This is a genomic window from uncultured Microbacterium sp., assembly GCF_900078385.1.
Classification (GTDB): Bacteria; Actinomycetota; Actinomycetes; order Actinomycetales; family Microbacteriaceae; genus Microbacterium.
This window is the reverse complement of sequence record NZ_FLQR01000001.1, coordinates 599666-626099: the sequence shown is the minus strand read 5'-3', so window position 1 is coordinate 626099 and position 26434 is coordinate 599666. Positions and strand designations below refer to the sequence as shown.

Sequence of the window (26434 nt, the reverse complement as noted above, 5' to 3'; positions counted from 1 at the left end):
CCGCCAGGGGTGAGGTGCCCCCGACAGGATTCGAACCTGTGACCGGCGGATTAGAAGGCCGCTGCTCTATCCACTGAGCTACGAGGGCGCGCTCCCAGGTTATCGCGCGGGCGGAGGGACGTCGGGAGCGCTCGTTAGGATGGCGGCATGGGCAGTGCCGCGGAGAACGATCGTCTCGTCTGGATCGACTGTGAGATGACGGGACTCGATCCCGCGATCGATGAGATCGTCGAGATCGCGATCATCGTGACCGACTTCGAGCTGCGTGCGCTCGATCCGGGCTTCCAGATCGTGATCAAGCCCGACGCGTCCGCGCTCGCGAACATGAACGAGTTCGTCACCAACATGCACGCCACATCCGGTCTCCTCGAGGAGATCCCGGGCGGCGTGAGCCTGGCCGAGGCGGAGTTCGAGGCTCTCGAGTACATCCAGCGCTTCGTCGCCGAGGGGAAGGCGCCCATCGCCGGGAACACGATCGGCACCGACCGCATGTTCCTCGCGAAGTACATGCCACGCGTCGACCGGTGGCTGCACTACCGCAACATCGACGTCTCGACGATCAAGGAGCTGTCGCGCCGCTGGTACCCGCGCGCCTACTTCAACGCCCCGTCGAAGGACGGCGGACACCGCGCCCTCGCCGACATCCGCGAATCGATCCGCGAGCTCGCGTACTACCGTCAGGCTGTGTTCGTGCCCGAACCCGGCCCGTCCAGCGACGCGGCGCGGGAAGCCGCGGCATCCGCGGTGTCGTCGTTCGCCTCCGGCCTGTAATACACTTGTGGGGTTGCCCATGCACGGGCACTTGGTGGGTATAGCTCAGTTGGTAGAGCACCTGGTTGTGGTCCAGGGGGTCGCGGGTTCAAGTCCCGTTACTCACCCCAAGCACCCCCGCGGTGAGGCGTTGTCATGATCGAGATGGATGCCGACGCGTTCGACGCGATCGTCTCCGACGAGCTCGACCGGCTCCCGGAGGACATGGTCGCCGGTCTCGACAACGTCGTGTTCGTCGTGGAGGACCGTCCGGAGGACGGCAGCCTCGACCTCCTCGGCCTCTATGACGGCCTCTCCCTCACCGAGCGCGATCGCTACGGGATGGGTGAGCTCCCGGATCGGATCATCGTCTATCGCGAGCCGCACCTGGACGCGTGCGCCGACGAGGACGACCTGCGCGACGAGATCCACACGACGCTGGTGCACGAGATCGCGCACTTCTACGGCATCGACGACGACCGGCTGCACGAGTTGGGCTGGGCATGACGCTGACGCTCCCCCAGGAGAACCTCGACCTCGCCCGGACGTCATCGGGCCCGTGGCAGACCGTTGTCTGGAACGACCCGGTGAACCTCATGAGCTACGTCGTGCACGTCTTCCGGGAGTACTTCGGGTACTCCACGGCGCGCGCCAACCAGCTGATGCTCGCGGTGCACAACGATGGTCACGCGGTCGTCGCGGAAGGGGCCCGCGAGCAGATGGAACTGCACGTGCAGGCGATGCACGACTACGGGCTGTGGGCGACCGTGCGCGAGGCCGGCGCGTGAGCGCGCCGGTCGCCGCCCTCGAGCTGAGCGCGCTCGAGGTCGCGCATCTCACCTCCCTCGTCGAGCAGCTCTCCGCACTCGTGACGGAGCAGGAGTCCGCCCCGGACGACCCGGCGATCGCGCGGCTCGTCCCGGACGCCTACGCCGACCCGGCGGCGGCGCGGGAGTTCCGCGATCTCACCGCCGGCGACCTCCTGCAGCGTCGGGCCGCCGATGCCGGCATCGTACTGGCCACGCTGCTGCGCGACGGGGCCCCGCTCCGCCCGGAGGAACTCGACGCCCGCGGCGCGGAGGAGGCGGTCACCATCCCGCTCGACGGGGAGCGCCTGTCCGCGTGGCTGCGCACCCTCACGGCGCTGCGGCTCGTGCTGGCAGCGCGCCTCGGCATCCACACCGAGGCCGACGGCGACGTCGACGACCCGCGCTGGGGCGTGTACGAGTGGCTCGGCTACCGCCTCGAAGGGCTGCTGCAGTCGCTCGAGCGCTGACTCACGGCACGTCGACGACGTGCGTCGCCCAGCGCTCGGGGTGATCGGCGCGGAGATGCCGGTCCTCCTGCCCGGCCCACCGGTCCCACTGCGCCCGGTACACGTCGCCATCCCGCGCGAGCGCCCGATCCTTCCGCGACGCGGCAGGGGAACGGAGCCAGACCCGCACGTCGGCGAGGGAGGCCGTCCGGGGGGTCAGGATTCCCGACCCCTCGACGATGAGGGGCCGCTCGGGGTCGATGACGTGGCCTTCCGCGGGCCTGTCCGCGGCCCAGTCCCATCGCCGCCAGCGGCCCTGTTCGCCGCGGGCAAGCGGTTCGAGGACGCCGTGGAGCACGGCATCCACCCCCTCCGCGAGACCGTCCCACCCGGGATACAGCGCATCCAGGGCGAGCACCTGCACGCCCGGCCGCCGCGCGGACAGGAGGGCGGCGAGCGTCGTCTTGCCCGCGCCCGAGCGCCCGTCGATGAGCGTCACGCGCGCGCCGAGGTGCGCGGTGGCCAGCAGATCGGCGGCCGCCGTGAGGGCGCGTGCGACCGGGTCAGCGCTTGAGCGCACGGATGAGGCGACTGAGCGCCCGTCCCGTGACCCAGATGAACGGGATCGCCACGGCGACGAGCGAGACGAGGTTCGGCTCGAAGCGCAGGTCGTCGCCCTTGCGGATGTAGGCGCCGAGCGGCACGGCGACGCCGCCGCCCCCACCACCGCCGCTCCCGCGATCGTCTTCGCCGGCGCCGAACCCCGACCAGGTCAGCGCGACCGGGATGAGGCGGACGCCGTCGACGTCGATCTGCTCTCCGTAGACGCTGTTGACGCCGAGGGAGGCAGCCTGCTTGCCGAGGTCCAGTGCGAGGTTGGGCATGCACCCACCGTACTGCGCCCTGCGCGGGATCGCTCGGGCTTTCAGCCCTGATCGATCGGCGGCAGGCGGGGATTGGTCGGCAGCGCGTTGACGTCGCGGCGGGCGCCGAGCGTGCTCGCGCGCGTCACGGCCCCGCCGCCGAAGCGCGAGCGGGCGCCGTCCAGCGCCTCGTCGACGCGCCGCCAGTCGGCGTCGTCGTCCCAGAGCGCGGCGCCGAGGGAGCCTGCCGGGCGCAGCTTCTCCCCGCGGACGCCGATGAGGCGCACAGGCTGTACGAGGTCGATGCGGTCGAACAGATCGATGGCGACGTCGCCGATCCGCTGCCCGACGTTCGTGGGCTCGGGGATGGTCGCGGACCGGCTGAGCGTCGTGAAGTCGGCGAAGCGGAGCTTCAGGGCGATGGTCGCCGCCTCCCAGCCGCCGTCGCGCAGTCGCGCGGCGACCCGGTCGGCGAGGCGTCGCAGCTCGGTGCGCAGGACCGGCACGGAGGAGATGTCCTCGAGGAAGGTCTCCTCGTGCCCGACGCTCTTCTCGATGCGGTGCGTCTCCACCTCCCGCGGGTCCAGGCCCCGGGCGAGCTGTCCGATCCGCTCCCCCATCGCCTTCCCGAGCGCCCGCTCCAGCACCGCGTGCGGGGCGTCGAGGATGTCGGAGACCATGTGGATGCCGCGGGCCTCGAGGGCCTCCGCGGCCTTCGGCCCGATGCCCCAGAGTGCCCGCACCGACCGGGCGGCGAGGAAGGCGGCGGTGTCCGCCTCGCTCACGATGAGGAGGCCGTCCGGCTTCGACAGGGTCGACGCGATCTTGGCGACATGTTTGGTGGCCGCGACCCCGATGCTGCAGGTGAGCCCGGTCTGCTCCTTCACACGCGCGCGCAGCACCCGCGCGATCTCGCCGGGCGATCCCCACAGCCGCCGCGCGCCGTGGACGTCGAGAAAGGCCTCGTCGATCGACAGCGGCTCGACGAGCGGCGTCACCTCGTGGAAGATCTCCATCACCTGACGCGACAGCGCGGCGTAGCGGTCGAAATGCGGCGTCACGACGACGGCGGTCGGGCAGAGACGCAGCGCCATACCCGTCGACATGGCAGACCGCACGCCGAAGCGGCGCGCCTCGTACGACGCGCTGGAGACGACCCCGCGGCCCTCCGCGCCGCCGACGATGATCGGCTTGCCGGCGAGGCGGGGGTCGTCGAGCACCTCGACGGAGGCGTAGAACGCGTCCATGTCGACGTGCAGGATGCGGGTTCCGGTGTCATCGGCGTCGTCGGGAGACGCGATGCGCCCTGTCCCGTCGCCGCGTCCCATACGACCATTGTCCAGGGTCCCCCGGACACCGCCGCGTCAGGAGCCGGCGCGCTCCAGCACGAGCTCGCGGACACGTGCCGCGTCCGCCTGGCCGCGCATCGCCTTCATGACCGCGCCGATGACCGCGCCCGCTGCCTGCACCTTGCCGTCGCGGATCTTCGCGAGCACGTCGGGCTGGGCGGCGAGGGCGTCGTCGATGGCGGCGATGAGGGCGCCGTCGTCGGAGACCACGGCGAGACCGCGGGCATCGACGACCTCCTGGGGCGTTCCCTCCCCGGCGATGACCCCCTCGAGCACCTGGCGGGCGAGCTTGTCCGTGAGGGTGCCGGCATCCACGAGCTTCTGCACGGCCGCGACCGCCTGCGGTTCGACGAGCGAGCTCGCCTCGACGCCCTGCGCGTTGGCGACGCGGCTGATCTCACCGGTCCACCACTTGCGGGCGGCGGCGGGTGCGGCGCCGGCCGCGACTGTCTGCTCGACCTCGGCGAGGAGCCCGCCGTTGACGACGTCCTGGAACTCGAGGTCGGTGAAGCCCCACTCGCCCTTCAGGCGGCGGTGACGCACGACGGGGGGCTCCGGCAGCGCGGCGCGCAGCTCCTCGATCAGCGCGAGCGACGGCTCGACGGGCAGCAGGTCCGGCTCGGGGAAGTACCGGTAGTCGTCGGCGTCCGACTTCGGTCGCCCCGGCGACGTCGTCCCGGTGTCCTCGTGCCAGTGCCGCGTCTCCTGCGTGATCGTGCCGCCCGCCGCGAGGATCGCCGCCTGGCGCTGGATCTCGTAGCGGACCGCGCGCTCGACGGAGCGCATCGAGTTGACGTTCTTCGTCTCGGTGCGGGTGCCGAGCTTCTCCTGGCCCCTCGGACGGAGGGACACGTTGGCGTCGCAGCGGAGGTTGCCGCGTTCCATGCGGGCCTCCGAGATGCCCAGCGAGATGACGATGTCTCGGATCGCGGCGACGTACGCCTTGGCGATCTCCGGCGCACGGTGCTCGGCGCCGAAGATCGGCTTCGTGACGATCTCGACGAGCGGGACGCCGGCGCGGTTGTAGTCGACGAGCGAGTACTCGGCGCCCTGGATGCGGCCGGTCGACCCGCCGACGTGCGTCAGCTTGCCCGCGTCCTCCTCCATGTGCGCGCGCTCGATCGGAACCGTCACGAGCGTGCCGTCGCCGAGCTCGATCTCGACGGAGCCCTCGAAGGCGATGGGCTCGTCGTACTGCGAGATCTGGTAGTTCTTCCCGAGGTCGGGGTAGAAGTAGTTCTTCCGCGCGAACCGGCTCGACGGCGCGATCGAGCAGCCGAGGGCGAGGCCCAGACTGATCGAGTAGCGCACGGCGGTCTCGTTGACGACGGGCAGCGAGCCCGGAAGCCCCATGTCGACGGGCGCGACGAGGGTGTTGGGACCGGCCTCGTGGTTCGCCGAGTTGGCCGGGTTGCCGGCCGAGGAGAACATCTTGGTCGCGGTGTTCAGCTCGACGTGCACCTCGAAGCCGAGCACGGGCTCGTACAGCTCGAGGGCCTTGTCGAACTCGAGCAGCTTGTCCTTGGCCATCAGCGGGTTCCTCCGAGAACGGGTGCGCGATCCAGGAGCGGGCCGCCCCAGCGATCGACGAGCAGGGTCTCCACAGCGGCGCCGACCCGATACAGGCGCGCGTCCTCCCGCGCGGGGGCGATGAACTGGATGCCGACGGGCAGGCCGTCCTCCTCGGCGAGGCCGGAGGGGATCGAGATGCCGGGGACGCCCGCGAGGTTCACCGGGATCGTCGTCACGTCGTTCAGGTACATCTGGATCGGGTCGTCGACCTTCTCGCCGATCTTGAACGCCGTGGTCGGCGCGGACGGCGTGGCGATGACGTCGACCTGCGCGAACGCCTCGTCGAAGTCGCGCTGGATGAGCGTGCGGACCTTCTGCGCGCTCCCGTAGTAGGCGTCGTAGTAGCCCGCCGAGAGGGCGTAGGTGCCGAGGATGACGCGGCGCTTCACCTCGTCGCCGAATCCGGCGTCGCGGGTCGCGGCCATGACGTCCTCGACGGTGCCGCCCGGGACGTTCACGCGCATGCCGAAGCGCACCGAGTCGAACTTCGCCAGGTTGCTGGACGCCTCGGCGGGGAGGATCAGGTAGTACGCGGCGACGCCGTACTCGAAGTGCGGCGCGCTGACCTCGACGATCTCGGCGCCGGCGGCCTCCATCGCGGCCAGCGCCGCGCGGAAGGACGCCGAGACGCCGGGCTGGAAGCCGCTGTCCGGCAGCTCGGCGATGACGCCGACCCGCAGCCCCTTGAGCACCTCGCCCGAGGCGCCCTCGCGGGCCGCGGCGGCGAAGGACGGCCAGGCGTCCGTGAGGGACGTGGAGTCGTGCGGGTCGTGGCCGCCGATGACGTCGTGCAGCAGGGCGGAGTCGAGCACCGTCCGGGAGACGGGGCCGACCTGGTCGAGGCTGGAGGCGAGGGCGATGGCCCCGAACCGGCTCACGCCGCCGTACGTGGGCTTCATGCCGACGGTGCCGGTCACGTGCGCGGGCTGGCGGATGGAGCCGCCGGTGTCCGAGCCGAGGGCGATCGGCGCTTCGAAGGCCGCGACCGCCGCGGCGGAGCCGCCGCCCGAGCCGCCCGGGATCCGGTCGAGGTCCCACGGGTTGTGGGTGGGGCCGTACGCGGAGTGCTCGGTCGAGGAGCCCATCGCGAACTCATCCATGTTGGTCTTGCCGAGGGGCACGAGACCGGCGGCGCGGGCGCGGGCCACGACGGTCGCGTCGTAGGGCGACATGTAGCCCTCGAGGATCCTCGACCCGCTCGTGGACGGCATGTCGGTCGTCACGAGGACGTCCTTGATCGCGAGCGGGACGCCGGCGAGGCCGCCCAGCTGCTCCCCCGCGGACCGGCGCCGGTCGATGTCGGCGGCGACGTCCAGCGCGTGGTCGCTGACGTGCAGGAAGGCGTGCACGTCGCCGTCCACGGCGGCGATCCGGTCGAGGTGCGCCTGCGTCGCCTCGACGCTGGACACCTCGCCCGCGGCGAGCTTGTCCGCGAGGTCGGCGGCGGTCAGGCGGGTGAGGTCGCTCACTGTTCTTCTCCCAGGATCGCGGTGACGCGGAAGCGTCCGTCGGCGGCATCCGGTGCGTTCTGCAGCACCTGCTCGACCGTGAGCATGTCGCCGGCCACGTCCGGTCGGAACACGTTGTGCAGCCGGATGGGGTGGCTGGTCGCCGGCACCTCGGGGGTCGCGACCTCCGACACCTTCGCGATGTTGTCGACGATGACGTCGAGCTGACCGGTGAGTCGCTCCACCTCCTCGTCGCTCAGCTGGATCCGGGCGAGGACGCCGAGGTGGCGCACGAGATCGGGGGTGATTTCAGACACCCGTCAAGTGTAGTTGCGCTGTCTGCGCCCTCCCGTCGCGGCGTAGGGTGATGCCCGTGACGACGTACGACCCGCCTCGCCCCTGGATCGCCAGCTATGCGGAGGGGGTGCCGGAGGACCTCGAGCCGGTCGAGGGTAACCTGCTCGACATCCTCGCCCAGTCGGCGCGCGAGTACCCCGACTCTCCCGCGCTGCAGTTCTTCGGTCGGACCACCTCCTACCGGAAGCTGCAGGATGCGGTGGACCGGGCGGCCGCGGGTCTGAAGGCGCTGGGCGTCGGACCCGGCGACCGCGTCGCCATCGTGCTGCCGAACTGCCCGCAGCACATCGTGGCGTTCTACGCCATCCTCCGCCTCGGGGCGGTCGTCGTCGAGCACAACCCGCTCTACACGCCGCGCGAGCTGCGGAAGCAGTTCGAGGATCACGGGGCGAAGACGGCGATCGTGTGGAGCAAGGTCGTGCGGACGGTGCAGGAGTTCCCCGCCGACCTCGCGGTCACGAACCTCATCACGGTCGATCTCACGCGTGCCATGCCCTTCCCGCTCCGCGTCGCGCTCACGCTGCCGATCGCCAAGGCGCGCGAATCGCGGGCCGCTCTCACCGAGCGCGTCAGCGGCGCCACCGGGTGGGAGACGCTCCTGCGGGCGCCGGCGCTGCCGGCATCGTTCCCCCAGCCGCAGACCGACGACCTCGCGATCATCCAGTACACGAGCGGCACGACCGGGACGCCCAAGGGCGCGGCCCTCACCCACCGGAACCTGCTCGCCAATGCGCGACAGGCGCAGGCATGGGTGCCGTCGATCCATCGCGGCGAAGGATGCGTCGTCTACGCCGTCCTCCCGATGTTCCACGCGTACGGGCTGACCCTGTGCCTGACCTTCGCGATGTCGATGGGGGCGCGTCTCGTGCTGTTCCCGCGCTTCGACGCCGACATGGTGCTCGAGGTGACGAAGAAGCACCCCGCGACCTTCCTCCCGCTCGTCCCGCCGATCGCCGCCCGCCTGCTGGCGGTGGCGCGCGAGAAGGGCATCTCGCTCGCCGGCACCGGCGTGGCGATCTCCGGCGCGATGGCCCTTCCGCACGAGGTCGTGGTGCCGTTCGAGGAGGCTACCGGCGGCTTCCTCGTGGAGGGCTACGGTCTCTCGGAGTGCTCGCCGGTGCTCATGGCGAACCCGGTGGCGGACAACCGCGTCCCCGGCACCGTCGGCCTTCCGCTCCCCGGGACCGAGTGCCGGGTCGTCGATCCCGACGAGCCGACCCGCGATGTGGCTCCGGGGCAGCCCGGCGAGCTCGTCGTGCGCGGCCCGCAGGTGTTCGGCGGCTACTTCGGCAAGCCCGAGGAGACCGAGTCCGTCTTCGTCGACGGCTGGTTCCGCACCGGCGACATCGTCACGATCGACGAGCAGGGCTTCGTCCGGATCGTCGACCGCATCAAGGAGCTCGTCATCACGGGCGGGTTCAACGTGGCGCCGACCGAGGTGGAGCAGGTGCTCCGTCAGCACCCGCGGGTCGCGGATGCCGCCGTCGTGGGCCTTCCGAGCGCCGCGTCCGGCGAGGAGGTGGTCGCCGCGGTCGTGCTGGACGGCGCGGGCGACGTGGACGTCGAGTCGATCCGCGCCTTCGCGCGCGGCATCCTGACGCCCTACAAGGTCCCCCGCCGTATCTTCGTCGTCGACGAGCTGCCCGTCTCGCTCATCGGCAAGGTGCTGCGCCGCCAGGTGCGGGAGTCGCTGCTCACTCTGACGTCGGGGAGCTGACCGCGACGGCGAACGGGTGCAGCGTCGCCGCGAAGACGCCTGCCGCGACCGCCGGATCGGCGGCGGTGATCGCCTGGGCCGCGGCGCGGTCGTCCGCCCCGAAGATCACGATCCCGAACGTGTCCGCTTCTTCCTGGGTGCGCCCCGCGAAGACGGAGGGTGCCGGCGTCGCGCAGCGCGACGAGGTAGACGACGTGCGCGGAGACGATCCGCTCCTCCTACGGCGTCGGATCCGTCGGCATCTCCGGCCGGGTCGGCTGGATGCGGGAGAGCCACTGCACGCTCATGCCCCCGACTCGAGTGCGGCCGGTCCCTGCTCGACGAGGATCTTGAACTGCGCCGCGTCGATGATGCGGATGCCGAGCTCCTCCGCCTTGCCGAGCTTCGAGCCCGCGCCGGGGCCGGCCGCGACGAAGTCGGTCTTCTTCGAGACGCTCGAGGCGGCCTTGCCGCCGGCGGCGATGATCGCCTCCTGCGCGCCTTCGCGGCTGTAGCCCTCGAGGCTGCCGGTCGCGACGACCGTGACGCCGTCCAGCACGCCGCCCGCGGTGCTGAGCGCGCCGGGTCCGGGGTGGCCGGGGATCTCGAGGCGGGCACCCGCGGACTCCCAGCGGTCGACGATCTCGCGGTGCCAGTCGACGTCGAACCACTCGATGAGGGAGTCGGCGATGATGCCCCCCACGCCCTCGACGGCCGCGAGCTCGTCGCGGGATGCCGCGCGGATCGCGGCGAGCGAGCCGAACCACTGCGCGAGCGCGCGGGCGGCGACCGGGCCGACGTGCCGGATGCTGAGGGCGACGAGGAAGCGCCACAGGTCCTTGGTCTTCGCCTTCTCCAGCTCATCGAGGAGGGTGAGCGCCTGCGCGGACGGCTGCGGGCCGGTCAGCCCCGCCTTCTTCTCGGCCGGGCTGGGATTGCGGCGGAACGGCGCGCGCGTCTTGACGGTGCCGTCCTCGTCCTCCTTCGGCAGTCCGGTCTCCGCGTCGCGGACGACGACCTCGATGGGGACGAGCTCGTCGAGGGTCAGCTCGAAGAGGCCGGCCTCCGTCTCGAGCGGCGGCGACTCGGGGCGGGAGGGCTGGGTGAGTGCGGCCGCGGTGACCTCCCCGAGCGCCTCGATGTCGAGGCCGCCGCGCGAGCCGACGTGCTCGACGCGGCCGCGCACCTGCGCGGGACAGGCCCGCGTGTTGGGGCAGCGCAGGTCGATGTCGCCCTCCTTGGACGGCGCGAGCGGGAAGCCGCATTCCGGGCAGTCCGCCGGCATGACGAACGCGCGCTCCGTGCCGTCGCGGAGCTCGACGACCGGGCCGAGCACCTCCGGGATGACGTCGCCGGCCTTGCGCAGCACGACGGTGTCGCCGATGAGGACGCCCTTGGCCTTGACGACGTCCTGGTTGTGCAGGGTCGCCTGCCGCACGACGCTCCCGGCGACGCGTGCCGGGGCCATGACCGCGAAGGGCGTCGCCCGCCCGGTGCGCCCCACCGACACGACGATGTCGAGGAGCTTCGTGTTCACCTGCTCCGGCGGGTACTTGTAGGCGATCGCCCACCGGGGCGCCCGACTCGTCGCGCCGAGTTCGTCGTGCAGCGCGAGCTCGTCGACCTTGACGACGATGCCGTCGATCTCGTGCTCGACGTCGTGCCGGTGCGCGCCGTAGTGGGCCACGAAGGCGAGCACGCCGTCGACGTCGTCGGACGTCCGGAAGTAGGGACTCGTGGGGAGCCCCCACCCGGCGAGGAGGGCGTACACCTCGCTCTGCGAGGCGACCGGCGGGTCCTGCCACGCGCCGACGCCGTGCACGAACAGGCGCAGCGAGTCCACGCGCGCCTGCCCGGCTTCGAGCTCCAGCCCGCTCTTCTTGTCGAGCTGCTGACGGAGGCCCCCGCTCGCGGCGTTGCGGGGGTTCGCGAAGGCCGGGAACCGACGCGCCGCGCTGCGGGTGGCCTTCTCCTCGTCGGTGCCGCGCGCGAGGGCGTCGGCGAGCACGCGGTCGCGGAGCCGCGCCTGGAGGGCGTTGAGCTCGTCGAAGGCGGCGACGGGGATGAACACCTCGCCGCGGACCTCCACGAGCGGCGGGTGGCCCGAGCCGCTGAGGCGCTGCGGGATGCCGGTCACCCGCAGGGCGTTGATCGTGACGTCCTCGCCGACCCGCCCATCGCCGCGGGTGGCGGCGGAGGTCAGCACGCCGTCCTCGTACCGCAGGCTGATGGCGAGTCCGTCGATCTTCAACTCGGTCAGCCAGCGCACGGGCCGCCCCGCCGACGCCTGCGCCTTGAGGCACCAGTCGCGAAGCTCCTCCTCGCTGAAGACGTTGTCGAGGCTCAGCATCCGCTCGGCGTGCTCGACGGGAGCGAACATCGACGACTCCGCCGCCCCGACGGAGAGGGTGGGCGAATCCTGGCCCTGCAGCTCGGGATGGAAGCGCTCGATCTCCTCGAGCCGTCGCATCCACCCGTCGTAGGTCGCGTCGTCGACGATCTCGGCGTCACGGCCGTAGTAGTTCTCCCGCGCCTCGACGATGAGCGTGGTCAGCCGTTCGGCTTCCGTCCGCGCTTCCTCGAGTGTCGCGGTCGTGGGGTCAGCGGCATCCGTCACCCGGCAAGTGTATGGCGGGGTGCCGACATCACACCGGCGCGGGGACCGCCGAGGTCGTGGTGTCGATCGTGAACTGGCCGATGACGCGCGTGCCCTCGTAGAGGACGGCCGTCTGCCCCGGCGCGACCCCGTCGAAGGGGACGGCGGGCTCGACGGCGATGACGCCGTCCTCGATGCGCGCGTGCGCGTCGACGGGCTCCGCGTGGGCGCGGATCTGCACCTGGCACGCGAAGGATGCGGCCGCCGGCGCACCACCCGCCCAGGTGAATCGCTCCCCCGCGATCGCCGCGGTCGCGAGTGCCTCCTTCGGCCCGACGACGACCGTGTTGCTGACGGGTCGCACTTCGAGGACGAAGCGCGGCTTGCCGTCCGGCGCCGGGACCCCGAGGGAGAGTCCGCGGCGCTGCCCGACGGTGTAGGCGTGCGCACCCTCGTGCGCCCCGACGACGGCTCCGGCACGGTCGACGATGTCGCCCGTGGCCGTGCCGACCTTGTCCGCGAGCCACCCGCGCGTGTCGCCGTCCGGGATGAAGCAGATGTCGTGGCTGTCCGGCTTCTGCGCGACCGACAGCCCCCGCTCGGCGGCTTCGGCGCGGACGAGCGCCTTGGACGGCGTCGTCCCGAGCGGGAAGTAGGTGTGTGCGAGCTGCTCGGCCGTCAGGACGCCGAGGACGTAGGACTGGTCCTTCGCGGCATCGGACGCACGGTGCAGCTCGCGTCCTCCCGGTCCGTCGACGAGGAGGGCGTAGTGGCCGGTGCAGACGGCGTCGAAGCCGAGTTCGAGCGCGCGCTCCAGGAGCGCGGCGAACTTGATCTTCTCGTTGCACCGCATGCACGGGTTGGGCGTGCGCCCGGCGCGGTACTCCGCCACGAAATCGTCGATGACGTCGTCGCGGAAGCGCTCCGAGAAGTCCCACACGTAGAACGGGATGCCGAGGCGGTCGGCCGCCCGCCGAGCGTCCATGGCGTCCTCGATCGTGCAGCACCCGCGACTGCCCGTCCGCAGCGTCCCGCCGGCGCGGGAGAGCGCGAGGTGCACGCCCACGACGTCGTGCCCCGCCTCCACGGCTCGTGCGGCCGCGACGGCGGAATCGACGCCACCGCTCATCGCCGCCAGGATCCGCATGGGTTCCAGTCTACGAGCGGTCGGCTGAGCGGGCGCCGGATGCGACGGCCCGCGCATACGCATCGGGCAGCGCCGCGAGGAGCAGGTCGACCTCCGCCGCCGTCGAGGTGCGGCCGAGCGTGAGGCGGAGGACCGAGCGCGCGGCCCGCTCGTCGCGGCCGAGCGCCAGGACGACGTGCGAGGGCTCGGTGACCCCCGCCTGGCAGGCCGACCCGGTCGAGGCGGAGATGCCCTGCTGGTCGAGGAGGAACAGGAGCGTCTCCCCCGCCGCGCCGGGGAGATGGACGTGGACGTTGCCGGGAAGCCGCCGGTCGGGGTCGCCGAGCAGCTCGGCGTCCGGGATGGCCCGGCGGACACCGTCGATCAGGCGGGTGCGCAGGAGCGTCAGCCGCTCCGCCTCGGCCGCGCGTTCGCCGACGGAGGCCTCCAGTGCGGCGGCGAACGCCGCCGCACCGGCGACGTCCTGCGTCCCGGAGCGGAGGCCGCGCTGCTGCCCGCCGCCGTGGACGAGAGCGGTGAGGCGCGCGTGGCGGGAGACGACGAGAGCGCCGGTGCCGACGGGGGCGCCGACCTTGTGGCCGGAGACGCTCAGCGCGACGAGGCCGCTCGCCGCGGCGCCGGATCCCCGCCAGCGGCCGAACGCCACCTCGACGTGCCCCGCCGCTCCCACGGCATCCAGGTGCAGCGGCACCCCGGCCCCGGCCGCCGCGGCCGACAGCGCGGCGGCGTCGTTGACCGTGCCCACTTCGTTGTTGGCGACGAGCGCCGTCGCGAGCGCGGCACCGGGCAGCGCGGCCGTGAACGTCGCCGGCGCGATGGCGCCGCGCGCATCGAGCGGCACGGCGCGCACGACGGCGGACTGGGCGCCCTCCAGCCAGCGCACGGCGTCCCACGTGGCATGGTGCTCGCCGTCCGGGAGCACGACCGCGTCCGTCCCCGCGGCGCGGGACCACCACAGGCCCTTGAGTGCGAGGTTCACCGCCTCCGTGCCGCCGGAGGTGAGGACGACCTCGACGGGATCGCAGTCGAGCGCCGCGGCGATCCGTTCGCGGGAGTCCTCCAGCACACGTCGCGCCTCCTGGCCGGAGCCGTGCACCGACGACGCGTTGCCGGTGATCTCGGCGGCCGCCAGCCACGCTGCGCGCGCCTCGGGCCGCAGCGGTGTCGTGGCCGCATGATCGAGGTAGACGGTCATCGCTCTCCCCTCGGCGTCACGAACGGCCTGCCGCCTAACTACTGTAGAGCGCATGGCCAGCCCGCAGCCGAGCGCCCCCGTCCTCGGCGCCCCCGACTTCCTCTCCCCACGCTTCGACGATCTCGGCGTCACGGTGCGCGACGGTGTCGGCACGTTGCGCGTGTGGTCCGGGCACGCCGACGCCGTCGAACTCGTCCTGTTCGACGCCGTGGACCTCGACTGGATCACCGACACACTGCCGCTCACGGCGGTGGGCGGCGGGGTGTGGGAGGTCACGACCCCGGCGCTCCGGCCCGGCACCCGCTACGCGATCCGCGTCGGCGGTCCGGTCGGCGCCGGCAGCACGTTCAACCCTGCGTCGCTCCTCCTGGAGCCGTACGCGAAGGGACTCGCGTGGGGCGGCCTCGACGACTGGCGCGCCGTCGTCGTCGACACCTCGTTCGACTGGGGTTCCTCCCGCAAGCCCGCCGTGTCGATGGATCGGACGGTCATCTACGAGGCCCACGTGAAGGGTGTGAGCAAGCGGCATCCCGGGGTCCCGCCCGCACTGCACGGCACGTACGCGGGTCTCGCGCACCCCGCGATGATCGAGCATCTGCTCTCCCTCGGTGTGACGGCCGTCGAGCTGCTGCCCGTGCACGCGTTCAGCACCGAGCCGCGGCTGCTCAACCTCGGGCTGCTGAACTACTGGGGCTACAACACGCTCAACTTCTTCACGCCGCACATGGGCTACGCGACCGCGGAGAGCCGCGCGGGCGGACCGGACGCCGTGCTGCGCGAGTTCAAGGGGATGGTCAAGCTCCTGCACGAAGCCGGTCTCGAGGTCATCCTCGACGTGGTGTACAACCACACCTCGGAGCTCGAGATGGGCGGCCCGCGCACGAGCCTGCGGGGCATCGACAACCGCGCCTACTACCGCCAGCACGACGACGGCGCCTACATCGACGTGACCGGCTGCGGCAACTCGCTCAACACCGCGACGGATGCCGCCTCCCGCCTCGTGATGGACTCGCTGCGCTACTGGGCGAACGACCTGCAGGTCGACGGCTTCCGCTTCGATCTCGCCACGACCCTGGGGCGGGACGCCGACCACGTCTTCACGCCCGAGCACCCGCTGCTGCGGGCCATCGCCGAGAATCCCGCGCTCGCGGGGGTCAAGATGATCGCCGAGCCCTGGGATGTCGGGATGGGCGGCTGGCACACCGGGAACTTCGGCGCCGGATGGTCGGAGTGGAACGACCGGTACCGCGACCGCGTGCGGAACTTCTGGCTGAGCGACGTCGACTACGCCCGCCGCGCGTCGACGGCTCCGGTGGGCATCGGAGGCTTCGCGACGCGGCTCGCGGGGTCGGCGAACACGTTCAGCGCGGAACGGGGTCCGCTCGCGAGCGTGAACTTCGTGACGGCGCACGACGGCTTCACGCTGCGCGACCTCGTCTCCTACGACGTCAAGCACAACATGGGCAACGGCGAGCACAACCGCGACGGCGCCGACACGAACCGCTCGTTCAACCACGGCGCGGAGGGCCCGACCGACGATCCGGACATCCTCGCGACGCGGCGGAAGGCCATGCGGAACCTCCTCGGCACGCTCCTGCTCTCGGCGGGGGTCCCGATGATCACCGCCGGCGACGAGTTCGGCCGCACGCAGCGCGGAAACAACAACGCGTACTGCCACGACTCGGCCCTGACCTGGCTCCCCTGGGAGCACGCGCCGTGGCAGAAGGACCTGTTCGCCCACGTCCAGCGCCTGCTGCAGGTGCGCCGCGACAACCCGGCGCTGCGGCCCACGCGGTTCGCGCACGAGGAGCGCGACGTGCCGAGCGCATCCGTGATCGACTGGTACGACGAGCACGGCGAGACGATGTCGATCGAGCGGTGGACCAATCCCGCGCACCGCACACTGCAGTACGACGCGCGATCCACCCCTGAGCTCGAGGATCCCAACCGCGTCCTCCTCATCGTGCACGGCGACGAATGCCCCATGACGGTCACCCTCCCCCGTATCCCCGGGGTGAGCCGGTTCGTGCCGCTGTGGTCGAGCCTCGACGAGCGCCCTTCGGACGACGGCGACGCGCTCGAGCCCGGCGACCGGGTGCTGATGCCGAGCACGGCGATGCGGCTCTTCCGGGCCGAGTGACCCGCGGCTCGCCGTCGCGACTGTCTCCGCGGACGCAACGGCGGTAGGTTCGAGAGGTGGCCACGACGACGCGTTCCTCCGCTCCTGCTTCCGTGCGAAGCGACGGTCAGATCCCGCTGCGGCCCGCCGGCGCCGCAGCCCCGCCCGCGGACACACGCGCCGGGCGCATCCCGCTGAGCCTCGCCCGGCCGGGCGTGCCGGACGGGCTGTACCGCCCCAAGGCGGTCGCCGGCGAGGCGGTGCCCTTCGGCGTCACCGCGTTCCGCGAGGGCCACGACATCATCGGCGTCCACGTGCGGCTGTTCGCTCCCTCCGGCGCGGAGACGCTGCACCGCCTGGCGGCGCTGCACGACGGTTTCGACCGCTGGCGCACCCTCATCGCCCCGCTCGAGCAGGGCGTCTGGAGATTCCGCTTCGAGGCGTTCGGCGACGACTTCGCGACGTGGGAGCACGCCGCCGACCTGAAGATCGCGGCCGGGGTCGACGCCCCGCTCATGCGGGAGATGGGCGCGACGCTCTTCGACCGGGCGGCCGCGGAGATCGCGCGACCGGTCGCCGAGCGGCGGGCGCTGTCGACGGCGGCCGCGACGCTGCGGGACGCGTCCGTCGACGATACCGGCGCGCTCCTCGTCGTCCGCGACCCCACGATCGCGCGCTTCTTCGCCGAGCGTCCCGTGCAGTCCCTCGTGACGGTGGGCGAGGACCGCGAGCTCCTCGTGGAGCGCGAGCTGGCCGGCGTCGGCGCGTGGTACGAATTCTTCCCGCGCTCCGAGGGCGCCCGACGGCTGAAGGACGGCTCCATCCGCAGCGGCACGTTCCGCACCGCGGTCAAGCGCCTCCCCGCCGTCGCCGACATGGGGTTCGACGTCCTCTACCTGCCGCCCATCCACCCGATCGGCGAGCGGAACCGCAAGGGCCCCAACAACACGCTCACCGCCGGCCCCGGCGACCCGGGGTCGCCCTGGGCCATCGGCTCCGCGGCCGGCGGTCACGACACCGTCCACCCCGACCTCGGAACGCTCGCCGACTTCCGCGCGTTCGTCCGCGCCGCCCGCACGGAGGGACTCGAGGTCGCGCTCGACCTCGCCCTGCAGGCGGCGCCGGATCACCCGTGGGTCACGAGCCACCCGGAGTGGTTCACGACCCTGCCGGACGGCTCGATCGCCTACGCGGAGAACCCTCCGAAGAAGTACCAGGACATCTACCCGGTCAACTTCGACAACGACCCCGACGGCATCCGCGCCGAGGTGCTGCGGATCGTCCGGCACTGGATCGCGCAGGGCGTGAAGATCTTCCGCGTCGACAACCCGCACACCAAGCCCCTGCAGTTCTGGGAGTGGCTCATCCGGACCGTGAACGCGGAAGAGCCGGACGTCGTCTTCCTGGCCGAGGCGTTCACACGTCCCGCGCCCCTCCAGGGACTCGCGATGGCGGGCTTCCAGCAGAGCTACTCGTACTTCACATGGCGGAACACGAAGGCGGAGCTCGAGGAGTTCCTCGGCTGGATCTCGGACGAGACCGCCGACTTCATGCGGCCGAACCTCTTCGTCAACACCCCGGACATCCTCACGGAGTACCTCCAGTACGGCGGGCGGCCGGCCTACAAGACCCGCGCCGCGATCGCGGCGACCGGCGCCGGCTCCTACGGCGTGTACGCCGGGTACGAGCTGTTCGAGAACGTGGCGCGCCCGGGCTCCGAGGAGAACATCGACAACGAGAAGTACGAGTACAAGGTGCGCGACTGGGCCGCCGCGGAGGCCGCCGGCGACTCGCTCGCCCCCTACCTCCGGCGCCTGAACGAGATCCGCCGTGCGCACCCGGCCGTCCGTCAGCTGCGCGGCCTCAGCATCCACTGGAGCGACGACGACGCGATCCTCGTGTACGTCAAGCATCTGCCCGCGGCACTCTCGCCGACCGGTGAGTCCGACACGATCATCGTCGTCGCGAACGTCGACCCGCACTCGATGCGGCAGACCACGGTCCACATCGACTCGTCGCAGTTCGGCATCCCGCGGGGACACGATTACGACGTCGAGGACCTGATCACCGGGGCGCAGTGGACCTGGAACCAGGACAACTTCGTCCGGCTCGACGCGTTCGCCGAACCCGTCCACATCCTCCACGTCAAGGGGCACCGATGAATCGACCGTCCGACTCCGTCCTGGACACCGTGGCGGCGGGCGCGTACTTCGCCCCGCACGACATCCTGGGCCCGCACGAGGAGGGGTCCGGCTGGCTCATCCGGGCGCGCCGCCCGTTCGCGAAGACGGTCACGGCGGTGCTCGCCGACGCGACCTCCGTCGAGCTCGCGCACGTCCGCAGCGGCGTGTGGGAGGGCCGCACCGCCGCCCAGCCGCGCGCCTACGACCTCGTCGCCACCTACGACGGGGGCCCGGACCATCGCGCGGACGACCCGTACCGCCACCTGCCCACGCTGGGTGAGCTCGACATCCACCTCATCCGGGAGGGACGACACGAGCAGCTGTGGCAGGTGCTCGGCGCGCACGTGCAGCACTTCTCCGGGGTCGACGGGGTCTCCTTCGCCGTGTGGGCGCCCAACGCGCGCGCCGTGCGCGTGACGGGCGACTTCAACTCGTGGGACGGCGCCGGCCACGCGATGCGCTCGATGGGCGCGAGCGGCGTGTGGGAGCTGTTCGTCCCCGGCCTCGCCGCGGGCACGTCGTACAAGTACGAGCTCCTCACCGACAGCGGCGCATGGGTCCAGAAGGCCGATCCGATGGCGCAGTGGGCCGAAGTGCCCCCCGCGACCGCGTCGGTCGTGACGGAGAGCCACTACACGTGGGCCGACGACGAGTGGATGACGGCACGCGCGCAGCAGAGCCCGCTCGACAAGCCGATGTCCACGTACGAGGTGCACCTGGGTTCGTGGCGCCCGGGTCTCGGCTATCGCGACGCGGCGGATCCGCTCGTCCACTACGTCCTCGCGCAGGGCTTCACCCACGTCGAGTTCATGCCCCTCGCCGAGCACCCGTTCGGCGGGTCGTGGGGATACCAGGTCAGCGGCTACTACGCCCCGACGAGCCGCTTCGGCACGCCGGACGACCTCCGCTACCTCATCGATCGCCTGCACCAAGCCGGCATCGGCGTCATCATGGACTGGGTGCCGGGCCACTTCCCGAAGGACGAGTTCGCCCTCGCCCGCTTCGACGGACAGGCGCTCTACGAGCATGCCGACCCCCGGCGCGGCGAGCACCGCGACTGGGGCACGCTCATCTTCGACTACGGCCGCAGCGAGGTCCGCAACTTCCTCGTCGCCAACGCGCTGTACTGGCTCGAGGAGTTCCACGTCGACGGTCTGCGGGTGGATGCCGTGGCATCCATGCTGTACCTCGACTACTCGCGGGAAGCCGGCGAGTGGGAGCCGAACGTGCACGGCGGCCGGGAGAACCTCGAGGCGCTGGGCTTCCTGCAGGAGGTCAATGCGACGGCGTATAAGCGCTACCCCGGCATCGCGATGATCGCCGAGGAGTCCACGAGCTTCCCGGGGGTCACCGCCCCGACATCGCAGGGCGGCCTCGGATTCGGGTTCAAGTGGAACATGGGCTGGATGAACGACTCGCTCGTGTACATGAAGCGCGACCCCATGTACCGCTCGCATCACGAGGGCGAGCTGTCGTTCTCGTTCGTCTACGCCTTCACCGAGAACTTCGTCCTGCCGATCAGCCACGACGAGGTCGTGCACGGCAAGGGCACGCTGTTCACCCGGATGCCGGGTGACCACTGGCAGAAGCTCGCGAACATGCGCGCGTACCTCGCGTACATGTGGGGGCACCCGGGCAAGCAGCTGCTGTTCATGGGTCAGGAGTTCGGGCAGCTGTCGGAGTGGTCCGAGGGCCGCGGGCTCGACTGGTGGATCCTCGACCAGCCGCCGCACCGTCAGCTGCACGACTTCGTCGCCGCGCTGAACCGCGTCTACCGCGACAACGCGCCGCTGTGGGCCCGCGACAGCGACGGCGCCGCGTTCCAGCGGCTGGGCGAGCCCTCGTGGAACCCGAACGTCATCGCGTTCGCACGCCGCGACCACCACGGCAACACGGTGGCCGTGGTCTGCAACTTCTCCGGCGCCCCGATCCACGACTTCGCGCTCGACCTCCCCGAGGCCGGCGAATGGGCGGAGCTGCTGAACTCGGACGCGCAGATCTACGGCGGGTCCGGTGTCGGGAACCTCGGGGTCGTGCACGCGGACGGGTCCGGGCGCGCCCACATGGTCCTGCCGCCGCTGGGCGTCCTGTGGCTCGGCCACCGCACGCCGGAGGACCGCGGTGACGCGGTCTAAGGGCGCGGTCTAGAACAGCAGGCTGGAGAGCCGGCCCCGCGCGCGGATGACGCGCGGGTCGGCCGTGCCGACGAGCCCGAACAGATCGAGGAGCCGCTCGCGCACCGGCGCGCGCTCGTCGCCGGGGAGCGCCGCGAACAGATCGAGGAGGCGTGCGAAGGCGTCCTCCACGTGACCGCCGGCGAGGTCGAGGTCGGCCGCCGTGAACTGCGCCGGGATGTCGGTCGGCGCGGACGCGGCCGCATCGCGGGCCGCCTGCAGGTCGACGCCCTGGATGCGCTCGAGGAGACGCACCTGGCCGAGGCCGGCGCGGGCGTCCTCGTCGCGCGGGTTCTCCGCGAGCGCCCGCTCGTAGGCGCTCACGGCGCGTGCGTAGTCGCCGGCCTCGATGGCGTCGAACGCCTCGAGGTGCAGCGGGGGGAGCTGAGGCTCCTCCTCCTCCGCCGCCGTCTCGGGCGCCGTCTCGAGGGGCACGGTCCCGGTGACGCCGTGCTGCGCCGCGAGCTGCAGCAGCTGCGCGAACACCTCGCGCACCTGCTGCTCTGGGACGGCGCCGGTGAACAGCGGCACGGGCTGGCCGGCGACGAGGGCGACCACCATCGGGATCGACTGCGCGCGGAAGCCCTGCGCGAGCTGCGGGTTCGCATCCACGTCGACCTTTGCGAGGACGAGCCGGCCGCCGAGCTCGCCGACGACCTCCTCCAGGATGGGGCTCAGCTGCTTGCAGGGCCCGCACCACTCCGCCCACAGGTCCACGACCACCGGAACGGTGCGCGAGAGCTCGAGCACCTGGCCGAAGGTCTCGTCGGTCGCGTCGAAGACGAGCGACGGCGCGGAGCCGGTCGGCGCGGCGCCCGCGGGCGCATCGGCTGCGGGCTGTGCGGCCCGCGCTCGAAGGGTGGACAGGTCGACGGCGCCGCGGAGGACGGCACCCGGAGCGATGTCGCTCACTTCTTCACCACCTTGGCGGAGAGGATGTTGGACGAGTAGCCCAGGAACCGGATGCTCTCGCTGGAGCTCTGGGCCGGGACGAAGAAGAACAGCTGGTCGGCGAAGGTCGTCGTGAAGCCCGTGGCGGACTGCGTCACGCCGGCGAGGGTCTTCACGATCGGGTTCGAGTCCACCTTGATGACCGCGTCGTCGTTCGTCGGGGTGACCGTGTCGCTCTCGTTGATCGTGACGGCGACGATGGCGCCGCTGTCGAGCGTCGCGAGCGCGACCGGGGCCTGCTCCCCCGCGGTGGCCGCGAACGAGAGCTTCCCGGTCTTCTGCCCGGTCTTGTTGAACTGCTCGAGACGGTCGGCGCGGTCCTTCGCGACCTCCGCCCGGAAAGTATCGGTCGCCTCGTCGAAGAACGACGTGAACTCGCTGTCGTCGCCCTTGTTCAGGATGTCGGCATAGGCCGCGGCGACCTGGTCCGGCGGGAGGACGAGGAACGGGGAGTTCGGCTCGACGGCCGTCGCGCCGACGTAGGCGGGTGCGACGTTCATGCTGGTGTCGGCGGCGAGGTTGGCGATGTACGTGAGCTTGTAGTCCGCCCACGCGTCTTCCTGCGACATCGCCATGATGGTCGACTGCTTGTCCTGCGGGTCGTCGACGACCGCCATGAAGGTCCGCGGCCAGCCGTCGAACGCCTGCGGCAGCACGATCGACAGGGCGCCGCTCGGGATCGGGTCCAGCGCCGGCTGGTCGTCCAGCTTGGCGCGCAGCTTGTAGTTGGTCCGCCGCTCCGCGAGGGCGGGACCTGCGAGGCGCGTCGCGGCGGCATCGGCATCCTGGGCCTCGTCGGCCTTCGCGACCTGTTCGGCGATGCGGGTGACGATGCGCTGCGCCTGCGTCTCCGTCACGGCGGGCTGTCCCTGCCCGTCCGGGACGATGACGGTCTCGGAGGGTGTCGGCGTCGGCGTACCGCCGAGCTGCGGCCACGCATCGGCGGTGCAGCCGGTGAACAGCAGTGCGGAGACCGCGAGGGCGGGCACGAGCGCGAACGCGCGCTTGCCCGCCGAGAGCTGACGGCGCGTCGGCGTGGCGCTGATGACGCCCTTGTCGGCGCCCTCGACGGCGAGATCGATGGGCTCGGTCGGGGTCAGCGGGAGGCCCTTCCGGCGAGGACCGCGCGAGCGACGCGCGTGGCGGAGACCGAGGATGTACAGGACGATGCCGGCGGCCATGACGATGCAGCCCCCGACGATGAGCGGTCCGGCCCACGGCGTCGTGACGCCCGTCGGCCAGGTGAGGGTGAGGCGGGACGGCGCGGGCTGCACGCCGTCGGCCGCGACGAGCATGCTCATGTCCTCGGGCAGCTGCAGGGAGGTCACGAGGACGTCCTCCTGCTGGAACTCGTCGAGCCACAGGTCGGAGCCGGACGGAGTGAGCGCGGCCGGCTCCTCGCCCTCCGGCAGGGCCGGCGCGGCGACGAACGAGGTCGACAGCTCGCCGTCGTCGTCGAGCGTGACCCGCACGTGGTCGCTCGTCGCGAGCCACTGCGTCATGTCGTTCGTGCGGCCGTACGCCGCGAAGATCTCCCCGTCGCCGCGCGCGCGGAAGGTCTGCGCGCCGCGGTGGCTGTTCAGGACGCTGCCGTCGACGAGGATGTACGGCGCGGTCTCGTCGATCTCGATCGCCTGGCTCTCGGTCTCGGGGCCCTGGAACACGGTGCGCTGGGCGATGCCGGCACCGATCATCAGCGTGGCCAGCACGAACGCGGCCACAGCCCACACGAAACGCACGAAACGACACCTCTCTGCGTCCGCAGCGCGCGCCGCGGATGCACAATCGACGTTCCAGACTAGCGAATACCGGCTGAATGTCGCCCGGGAGCGGGCGAGGCGCCGCCTGTGCGCGCCGCGCCTGCGTATCCTGACTCCACAGAGACCCCCCGGAAAGAGGGCCCGTGAAGATCCAGCATCCGTTCCGCACCGCACTGATCGCGACGCTCGGCGTCGGTGTCGGCATCCTGCTCATCACGAGCATCACGACGCTGCAGACGGTGCTGCTGTACGTGGGAACGGCACTCTTCCTGTCGCTGGGCCTCGACCCGCTCGTGTCCTGGCTGGAGCGGCGGGGACTCCCCCGCTGGGCTGCCCTCCTCGTGACGTTCGTCGGGGTCCTCGCCGTCTTCGCGGGGATCATCCTCATGGTCGTGCCGATCATCGCGGGACAGATCACGCAGCTCGTCACGCAGATCCAGACGCTGGTCGAGGATGCGGTCGCGGGCACGTGGGATCCCGTGAACGCCGCGAAGGAGTGGCTGCACGACATCTTCCCCCTGCTGAACGTCGACCAGGTGTTTCAGTACGTCTCGGACTGGTACGCCTCCCTCGACATGGGTGAGATCGGCTCGTCCGTGGGCACCACCCTGCTCGGCATCGGCGGGGGCATCATCGCCGCATCGACCGGCGCGATCATCGTGCTGATCCTGACGATCTACTTCACGTCCTCCACGCCGTCGCTCAAGGCCGCCGTCTACCAGCTGGTCCCCGCCTCCAAGCGTGAGCGGTTCGTCGACCTGTCCGAGCAGATCACGGACTCCGTCGGCTACTACGTCATGGGGCAGGGTCTCCTCGGCATCATCAACGGCGTCCTGAGCGCGATCTTCCTCAGCATCATCGGCGCCCCCTTCCCCGCCGTCCTCGCCGTCATCGCGTTCTTCTTCTCGCTCATCCCGCTCGTCGGCACGCTGACGGGCTCGGCGATCATCGTCCTGACCTGCCTCATCCCCGGGCTCGGATCGCCGCTCACGGCGCTCGTGGCGCTCATCTGGTACGTGATCTACATGCAGGTGGAGGCATACCTGCTGTCTCCGCGCATCATGAACCGCGCCGTCTCGGTTCCGGGAGCGGTCGTCGTGATCGCGGCCCTCGCCGGCGGATCGCTGCTGGGCCTGCTGGGCGCACTGATCGCGATCCCGGTGGCCGCCGCCATCCTCATCATCTACCGACAGGTCATCATCCCGCGGCAGAACGAGCTCTGATCAGCGCGCTCTGATCACTCGGCGGGCGCGCCGTGCCACTGGGTCGGCAGCGGCAGCGCGTCCGGGTTCACGGCCGCGACGATCTCGGTCAGCACACGCCGGGTCTGCGTCTCCCCGACCCACAGGTGCTTGCCGCCGTCCACCGCGATGACGGTGGCGTGGCCGATGGGAGCGAAGCGCCGCCGCGCCTCGTCCGGACGCAGATAGTCGTCGAACTCGGGCACCACGACGATGACGCTCCGCGGGGTGCCCTCCCACGCCGCGATGTCCTCGTCGGTGGCGCGGTGCAGCGGCGGCGAGAGCAGGATGATGCCCTCCACGTCGTGGTCGCGGCCGTACTTCAGGGCGAGCTCGGTGCCGAACGACCACCCCACGAGCCAGGGACGGGGCAGTCCGCGCTCCCGCACGAAGTCCATCGCCGCCGCGACGTCGAACGCCTCGGCGCGCCCGCCGTCGAACGCGCCGTCGCTCGTGCCGCGCGGCGAGCTCGTGCCGCGCGTGTTGAAGCGGAGCACGGCGAGGTCGGCGAGGGCGGGCAGGCGTCCCGCGGCCTTGCGCAGCACGTGGGAGTCCATGAAGCCGCCTGCCGTCGGCAGCGGATGCAGCGTCACGAGCGTCGCGACCGGTTCGGCGGTCGCGGGCAGCGCGAGCTCGCCGACGAGCGTCAGCCCGTCGAGCGTCTCGAGTTCGATGTCCTCGCGCCGCGCGGGCAGGAGGACGGGTCCGCGGATCTCCATGTCAGCTGATCCTCCAGCATGCCGTGTGCCAGTGTCGACGTGCCGCGAGGTCCGCGGCATCGCCCAGCACGCCGTCGGCGCGCCAGATGACGAGGTGCGCCGTGCCGGGCACGACGTCGCGCCCGCACCCGGGGCACGTATAGGTCTTCTGCGCCTGCGCGGCCGACACGGGCTGCACGGTCCACGTGGTGCCGCGGCGGGTCTCCGTGCGCTTCCAGCCGCTCAGGAGACGTTCGAGGGAGTCGTCGGCCGGCTGCGGCCGGCGACGGTTCGACCGCGGCATGCGCTCAGTACCAGCCCACGCTCTGCGAGTGGTCCCACGCGCCGCAGGGAGTGCCGTACCGGCCCTTGATGTAGCCGAGGCCCCACGAGATCTGCGTCGCGGGGTTGGTCTCCCAGTCCGCTCCGGCGGATGCCATCTTCGTGCCGGGGAGCGCCTGCGGGATGCCGTACGCGCCGCTGGAGGCGTTGTAGGCGTTCACCCGCCAGCCGGATTCCTTCTTCCACAGCGCGACGAGACACGCGAACTGGTCGTCGCCCCAGCCCCGCGCGGTGACCATCTCGTACGCGATCGCCTGTGCGCTGCCGGGATCCGGCGAGACGAACGGCGGGGACCAGGTCGATGCCGACGACCCGCTGCGCGTCTCCGCCTCCGCCGTGGGCGTCGGCGTGGGCGTCGGCTTCGGCTTCGGCTTGACGTAGACCGTGTAGGTCACGCCGGCCCGGTCGAGCGTCGCGCCCGTCGCGGCGTCGGCGACGTACGCCTGCGCGTCTTCGATGGAGCTCGCATACAGCGACACGGGATCCAGCTCGCTGGCCTCCGCCTGCGACACCGTCGCGCCGATCGGACCGATGTACGCCGCGACGAATCCAGCGACCGCGAGGGCCGCGAACACGGCCAGCACGCCCCGCCGGCGTGACCATCGGGCGCGTGCGGGCGCGGTGCGGGCGACGGGGCTCGCCGACGCCGCCACCTCTCGGGGTGACGCGGGGATCAGCTCGCCTTCGGAAGTCACAGTGCCGCGAGTCTACCGGCTGGCCGCGAGTCGTGTCATCCGG

24 protein-coding genes and 2 tRNA genes are annotated in these 26434 nt (G+C 71.6%); 10 read left to right on the top strand and 16 right to left on the bottom strand.

Annotated elements, in window-relative coordinates; genetic code table 11:
• Positions 1–15: 15 nt before the first annotated feature.
• Positions 16–88, bottom strand: a tRNA-Arg gene (locus QZL85_RS03080).
• A gap of 59 nt (positions 89–147) precedes the next feature.
• On the opposite strand from QZL85_RS03080, the gene orn reads away from it, so the two are divergent.
• The 5 genes from orn (at position 148) to QZL85_RS03055 (ending at position 2026) form a co-directional block, all read left to right on the top strand.
• Positions 148–771, top strand: coding sequence for an oligoribonuclease (gene orn / locus QZL85_RS03075; RefSeq protein ID WP_295573431.1), 624 nt, complete (start codon positions 148–150; stop codon positions 769–771).
• Between the two features lie 34 nt (positions 772–805).
• Positions 806–881 (top strand) — tRNA-His (locus tag QZL85_RS03070).
• Positions 882–906: 25 nt separating this feature from the next.
• Entirely contained in the window at positions 907–1257 is a 351-nt protein-coding gene (locus tag QZL85_RS03065; protein WP_295573429.1) for a metallopeptidase family protein, read from the top strand.
• Positions 1254–1538, top strand: coding sequence for an ATP-dependent Clp protease adapter ClpS (gene clpS, locus QZL85_RS03060; protein WP_295573427.1), 285 nt, complete (start codon positions 1254–1256; stop codon positions 1536–1538). Before QZL85_RS03065 ends, clpS begins: the two co-directional genes overlap by 4 nt.
• Entirely contained in the window at positions 1535–2026 is a 492-nt protein-coding gene (locus tag QZL85_RS03055) for a DUF2017 family protein (RefSeq protein WP_295573425.1), read from the top strand. The genes clpS and QZL85_RS03055 overlap by 4 nt, the downstream gene beginning before the upstream one ends.
• A gap of 1 nt (position 2027) precedes the next feature.
• Here the strand turns inward: QZL85_RS03055 and QZL85_RS03050 are convergent, their stop codons facing one another.
• From QZL85_RS03050 to gatC, 6 genes are read right to left on the bottom strand one after another with little or no spacing between them, the layout of a single operon-like run.
• Positions 2028–2585 carry a hypothetical protein gene (locus QZL85_RS03050; RefSeq protein ID WP_295573423.1) on the bottom strand — a complete coding sequence of 186 codons (558 nt, stop codon included), beginning with the start codon at positions 2583–2585 and terminating at the stop codon, positions 2028–2030.
• A complete protein-coding gene (locus QZL85_RS03045) occupies positions 2569–2889 on the bottom strand; it encodes a hypothetical protein (RefSeq protein ID WP_295573421.1) in 321 nt (106 codons plus the stop codon). Before QZL85_RS03045 ends, QZL85_RS03050 begins: the two co-directional genes overlap by 17 nt.
• 41 nt (positions 2890–2930) lie before the next feature.
• The gene (gene dinB, locus QZL85_RS03040) at positions 2931–4196 is read right to left on the bottom strand and encodes a DNA polymerase IV (protein ID WP_295573419.1); all 1266 of its coding nucleotides are present in this window, start codon (positions 4194–4196) and stop codon (positions 2931–2933) included.
• Positions 4197–4232: 36 nt separating this feature from the next.
• Complete coding sequence (gatB, locus tag QZL85_RS03035) at positions 4233–5747, bottom strand: Asp-tRNA(Asn)/Glu-tRNA(Gln) amidotransferase subunit GatB (RefSeq protein WP_295573416.1); 1515 nt, start codon at positions 5745–5747, stop codon at positions 4233–4235.
• Positions 5747–7258 carry an Asp-tRNA(Asn)/Glu-tRNA(Gln) amidotransferase subunit GatA gene (gatA, locus tag QZL85_RS03030; RefSeq protein ID WP_295573414.1) on the bottom strand — a complete coding sequence of 504 codons (1512 nt, stop codon included), beginning with the start codon at positions 7256–7258 and terminating at the stop codon, positions 5747–5749. Before gatA ends, gatB begins: the two co-directional genes overlap by 1 nt.
• Positions 7255–7554 carry an Asp-tRNA(Asn)/Glu-tRNA(Gln) amidotransferase subunit GatC gene (gatC, locus tag QZL85_RS03025; protein ID WP_295573413.1) on the bottom strand — a complete coding sequence of 100 codons (300 nt, stop codon included), beginning with the start codon at positions 7552–7554 and terminating at the stop codon, positions 7255–7257. The genes gatA and gatC overlap by 4 nt, the downstream gene beginning before the upstream one ends.
• 56 nt (positions 7555–7610) lie before the next feature.
• Here gatC and QZL85_RS03020 point away from each other — a divergent pair, with 56 nt between their 5' ends.
• A complete protein-coding gene (locus QZL85_RS03020; protein WP_295573411.1) occupies positions 7611–9311 on the top strand; it encodes a long-chain-fatty-acid--CoA ligase in 1701 nt (566 codons plus the stop codon).
• On the opposite strand, the gene QZL85_RS03015 is transcribed toward QZL85_RS03020, so the two are convergent.
• From QZL85_RS03015 to QZL85_RS03000, 4 genes are read right to left on the bottom strand one after another with little or no spacing between them, the layout of a single operon-like run.
• On the bottom strand, positions 9289–9543 hold the full coding sequence (locus QZL85_RS03015; protein ID WP_295573942.1) for a YciI family protein: 255 nt from the start codon (positions 9541–9543) through the stop codon (positions 9289–9291). The two genes, QZL85_RS03020 and QZL85_RS03015, sit on opposite strands and share 23 nt — an antisense overlap.
• 51 nt (positions 9544–9594) lie before the next feature.
• The gene (gene ligA, locus QZL85_RS03010; RefSeq protein ID WP_295573409.1) at positions 9595–11907 is read right to left on the bottom strand and encodes an NAD-dependent DNA ligase LigA; all 2313 of its coding nucleotides are present in this window, start codon (positions 11905–11907) and stop codon (positions 9595–9597) included.
• Between the two features lie 28 nt (positions 11908–11935).
• Complete coding sequence (gene mnmA / locus QZL85_RS03005) at positions 11936–13033, bottom strand: tRNA 2-thiouridine(34) synthase MnmA (protein ID WP_295573407.1); 1098 nt, start codon at positions 13031–13033, stop codon at positions 11936–11938.
• Positions 13034–13043: 10 nt separating this feature from the next.
• Positions 13044–14228, bottom strand: a complete 1185-nt coding sequence (locus QZL85_RS03000) for a cysteine desulfurase family protein (protein WP_295573405.1) — start codon at positions 14226–14228, stop codon at positions 13044–13046.
• A 52-nt stretch (positions 14229–14280) separates the two neighbouring features.
• On the opposite strand from QZL85_RS03000, the gene glgX reads away from it, so the two are divergent.
• The 3 genes from glgX to glgB all read left to right on the top strand — a co-directional run bounded on the left by glgX (position 14281) and on the right by glgB (position 20665).
• Positions 14281–16368, top strand: a complete 2088-nt coding sequence (glgX, locus tag QZL85_RS02995) for a glycogen debranching protein GlgX (RefSeq protein WP_295573403.1) — start codon at positions 14281–14283, stop codon at positions 16366–16368.
• A gap of 173 nt (positions 16369–16541) precedes the next feature.
• The gene (locus QZL85_RS02990; RefSeq protein ID WP_295573940.1) at positions 16542–18509 is read left to right on the top strand and encodes an alpha-1,4-glucan--maltose-1-phosphate maltosyltransferase; all 1968 of its coding nucleotides are present in this window, start codon (positions 16542–16544) and stop codon (positions 18507–18509) included.
• A complete protein-coding gene (gene glgB, locus QZL85_RS02985) occupies positions 18506–20665 on the top strand; it encodes a 1,4-alpha-glucan branching protein GlgB (RefSeq protein ID WP_295573401.1) in 2160 nt (719 codons plus the stop codon). Before QZL85_RS02990 ends, glgB begins: the two co-directional genes overlap by 4 nt.
• A gap of 9 nt (positions 20666–20674) precedes the next feature.
• Here the strand turns inward: glgB and QZL85_RS02980 are convergent, their stop codons facing one another.
• Both QZL85_RS02980 and QZL85_RS02975 read right to left on the bottom strand, forming a co-directional pair.
• Positions 20675–21616 carry a tetratricopeptide repeat protein gene (locus QZL85_RS02980; RefSeq protein ID WP_295573399.1) on the bottom strand — a complete coding sequence of 314 codons (942 nt, stop codon included), beginning with the start codon at positions 21614–21616 and terminating at the stop codon, positions 20675–20677.
• Positions 21613–23394: a glycosyl transferase gene (locus QZL85_RS02975; protein WP_295573397.1), complete on the bottom strand. Its 1782-nt coding sequence runs from the start codon at positions 23392–23394 to the stop codon at positions 21613–21615. The genes QZL85_RS02980 and QZL85_RS02975 overlap by 4 nt, the downstream gene beginning before the upstream one ends.
• Positions 23395–23558: 164 nt before the next feature.
• Between QZL85_RS02975 and QZL85_RS02970 the strand changes: the two genes are divergently transcribed.
• Positions 23559–24638 (top strand): AI-2E family transporter, encoded by a 1080-nt coding sequence (locus QZL85_RS02970; RefSeq protein WP_295573395.1) that lies wholly within the window; start codon positions 23559–23561, stop codon positions 24636–24638.
• Between the two features lie 14 nt (positions 24639–24652).
• Here QZL85_RS02970 and QZL85_RS02965 read toward each other — a convergent pair whose 3' ends face one another.
• Genes QZL85_RS02965 through QZL85_RS02955 form a run of 3 tightly spaced genes read right to left on the bottom strand, consistent with a single transcriptional unit; the run spans position 24653 to position 26373 of the window.
• A complete protein-coding gene (locus tag QZL85_RS02965; RefSeq protein WP_295573392.1) occupies positions 24653–25375 on the bottom strand; it encodes an alpha/beta hydrolase in 723 nt (240 codons plus the stop codon).
• A gap of 1 nt (position 25376) precedes the next feature.
• A complete protein-coding gene (locus QZL85_RS02960; protein WP_295573390.1) occupies positions 25377–25658 on the bottom strand; it encodes a hypothetical protein in 282 nt (93 codons plus the stop codon).
• Between the two features lie 4 nt (positions 25659–25662).
• A complete protein-coding gene (locus QZL85_RS02955) occupies positions 25663–26373 on the bottom strand; it encodes a lytic transglycosylase domain-containing protein (protein ID WP_295573938.1) in 711 nt (236 codons plus the stop codon).
• Positions 26374–26434 lie beyond the last annotated feature (61 nt).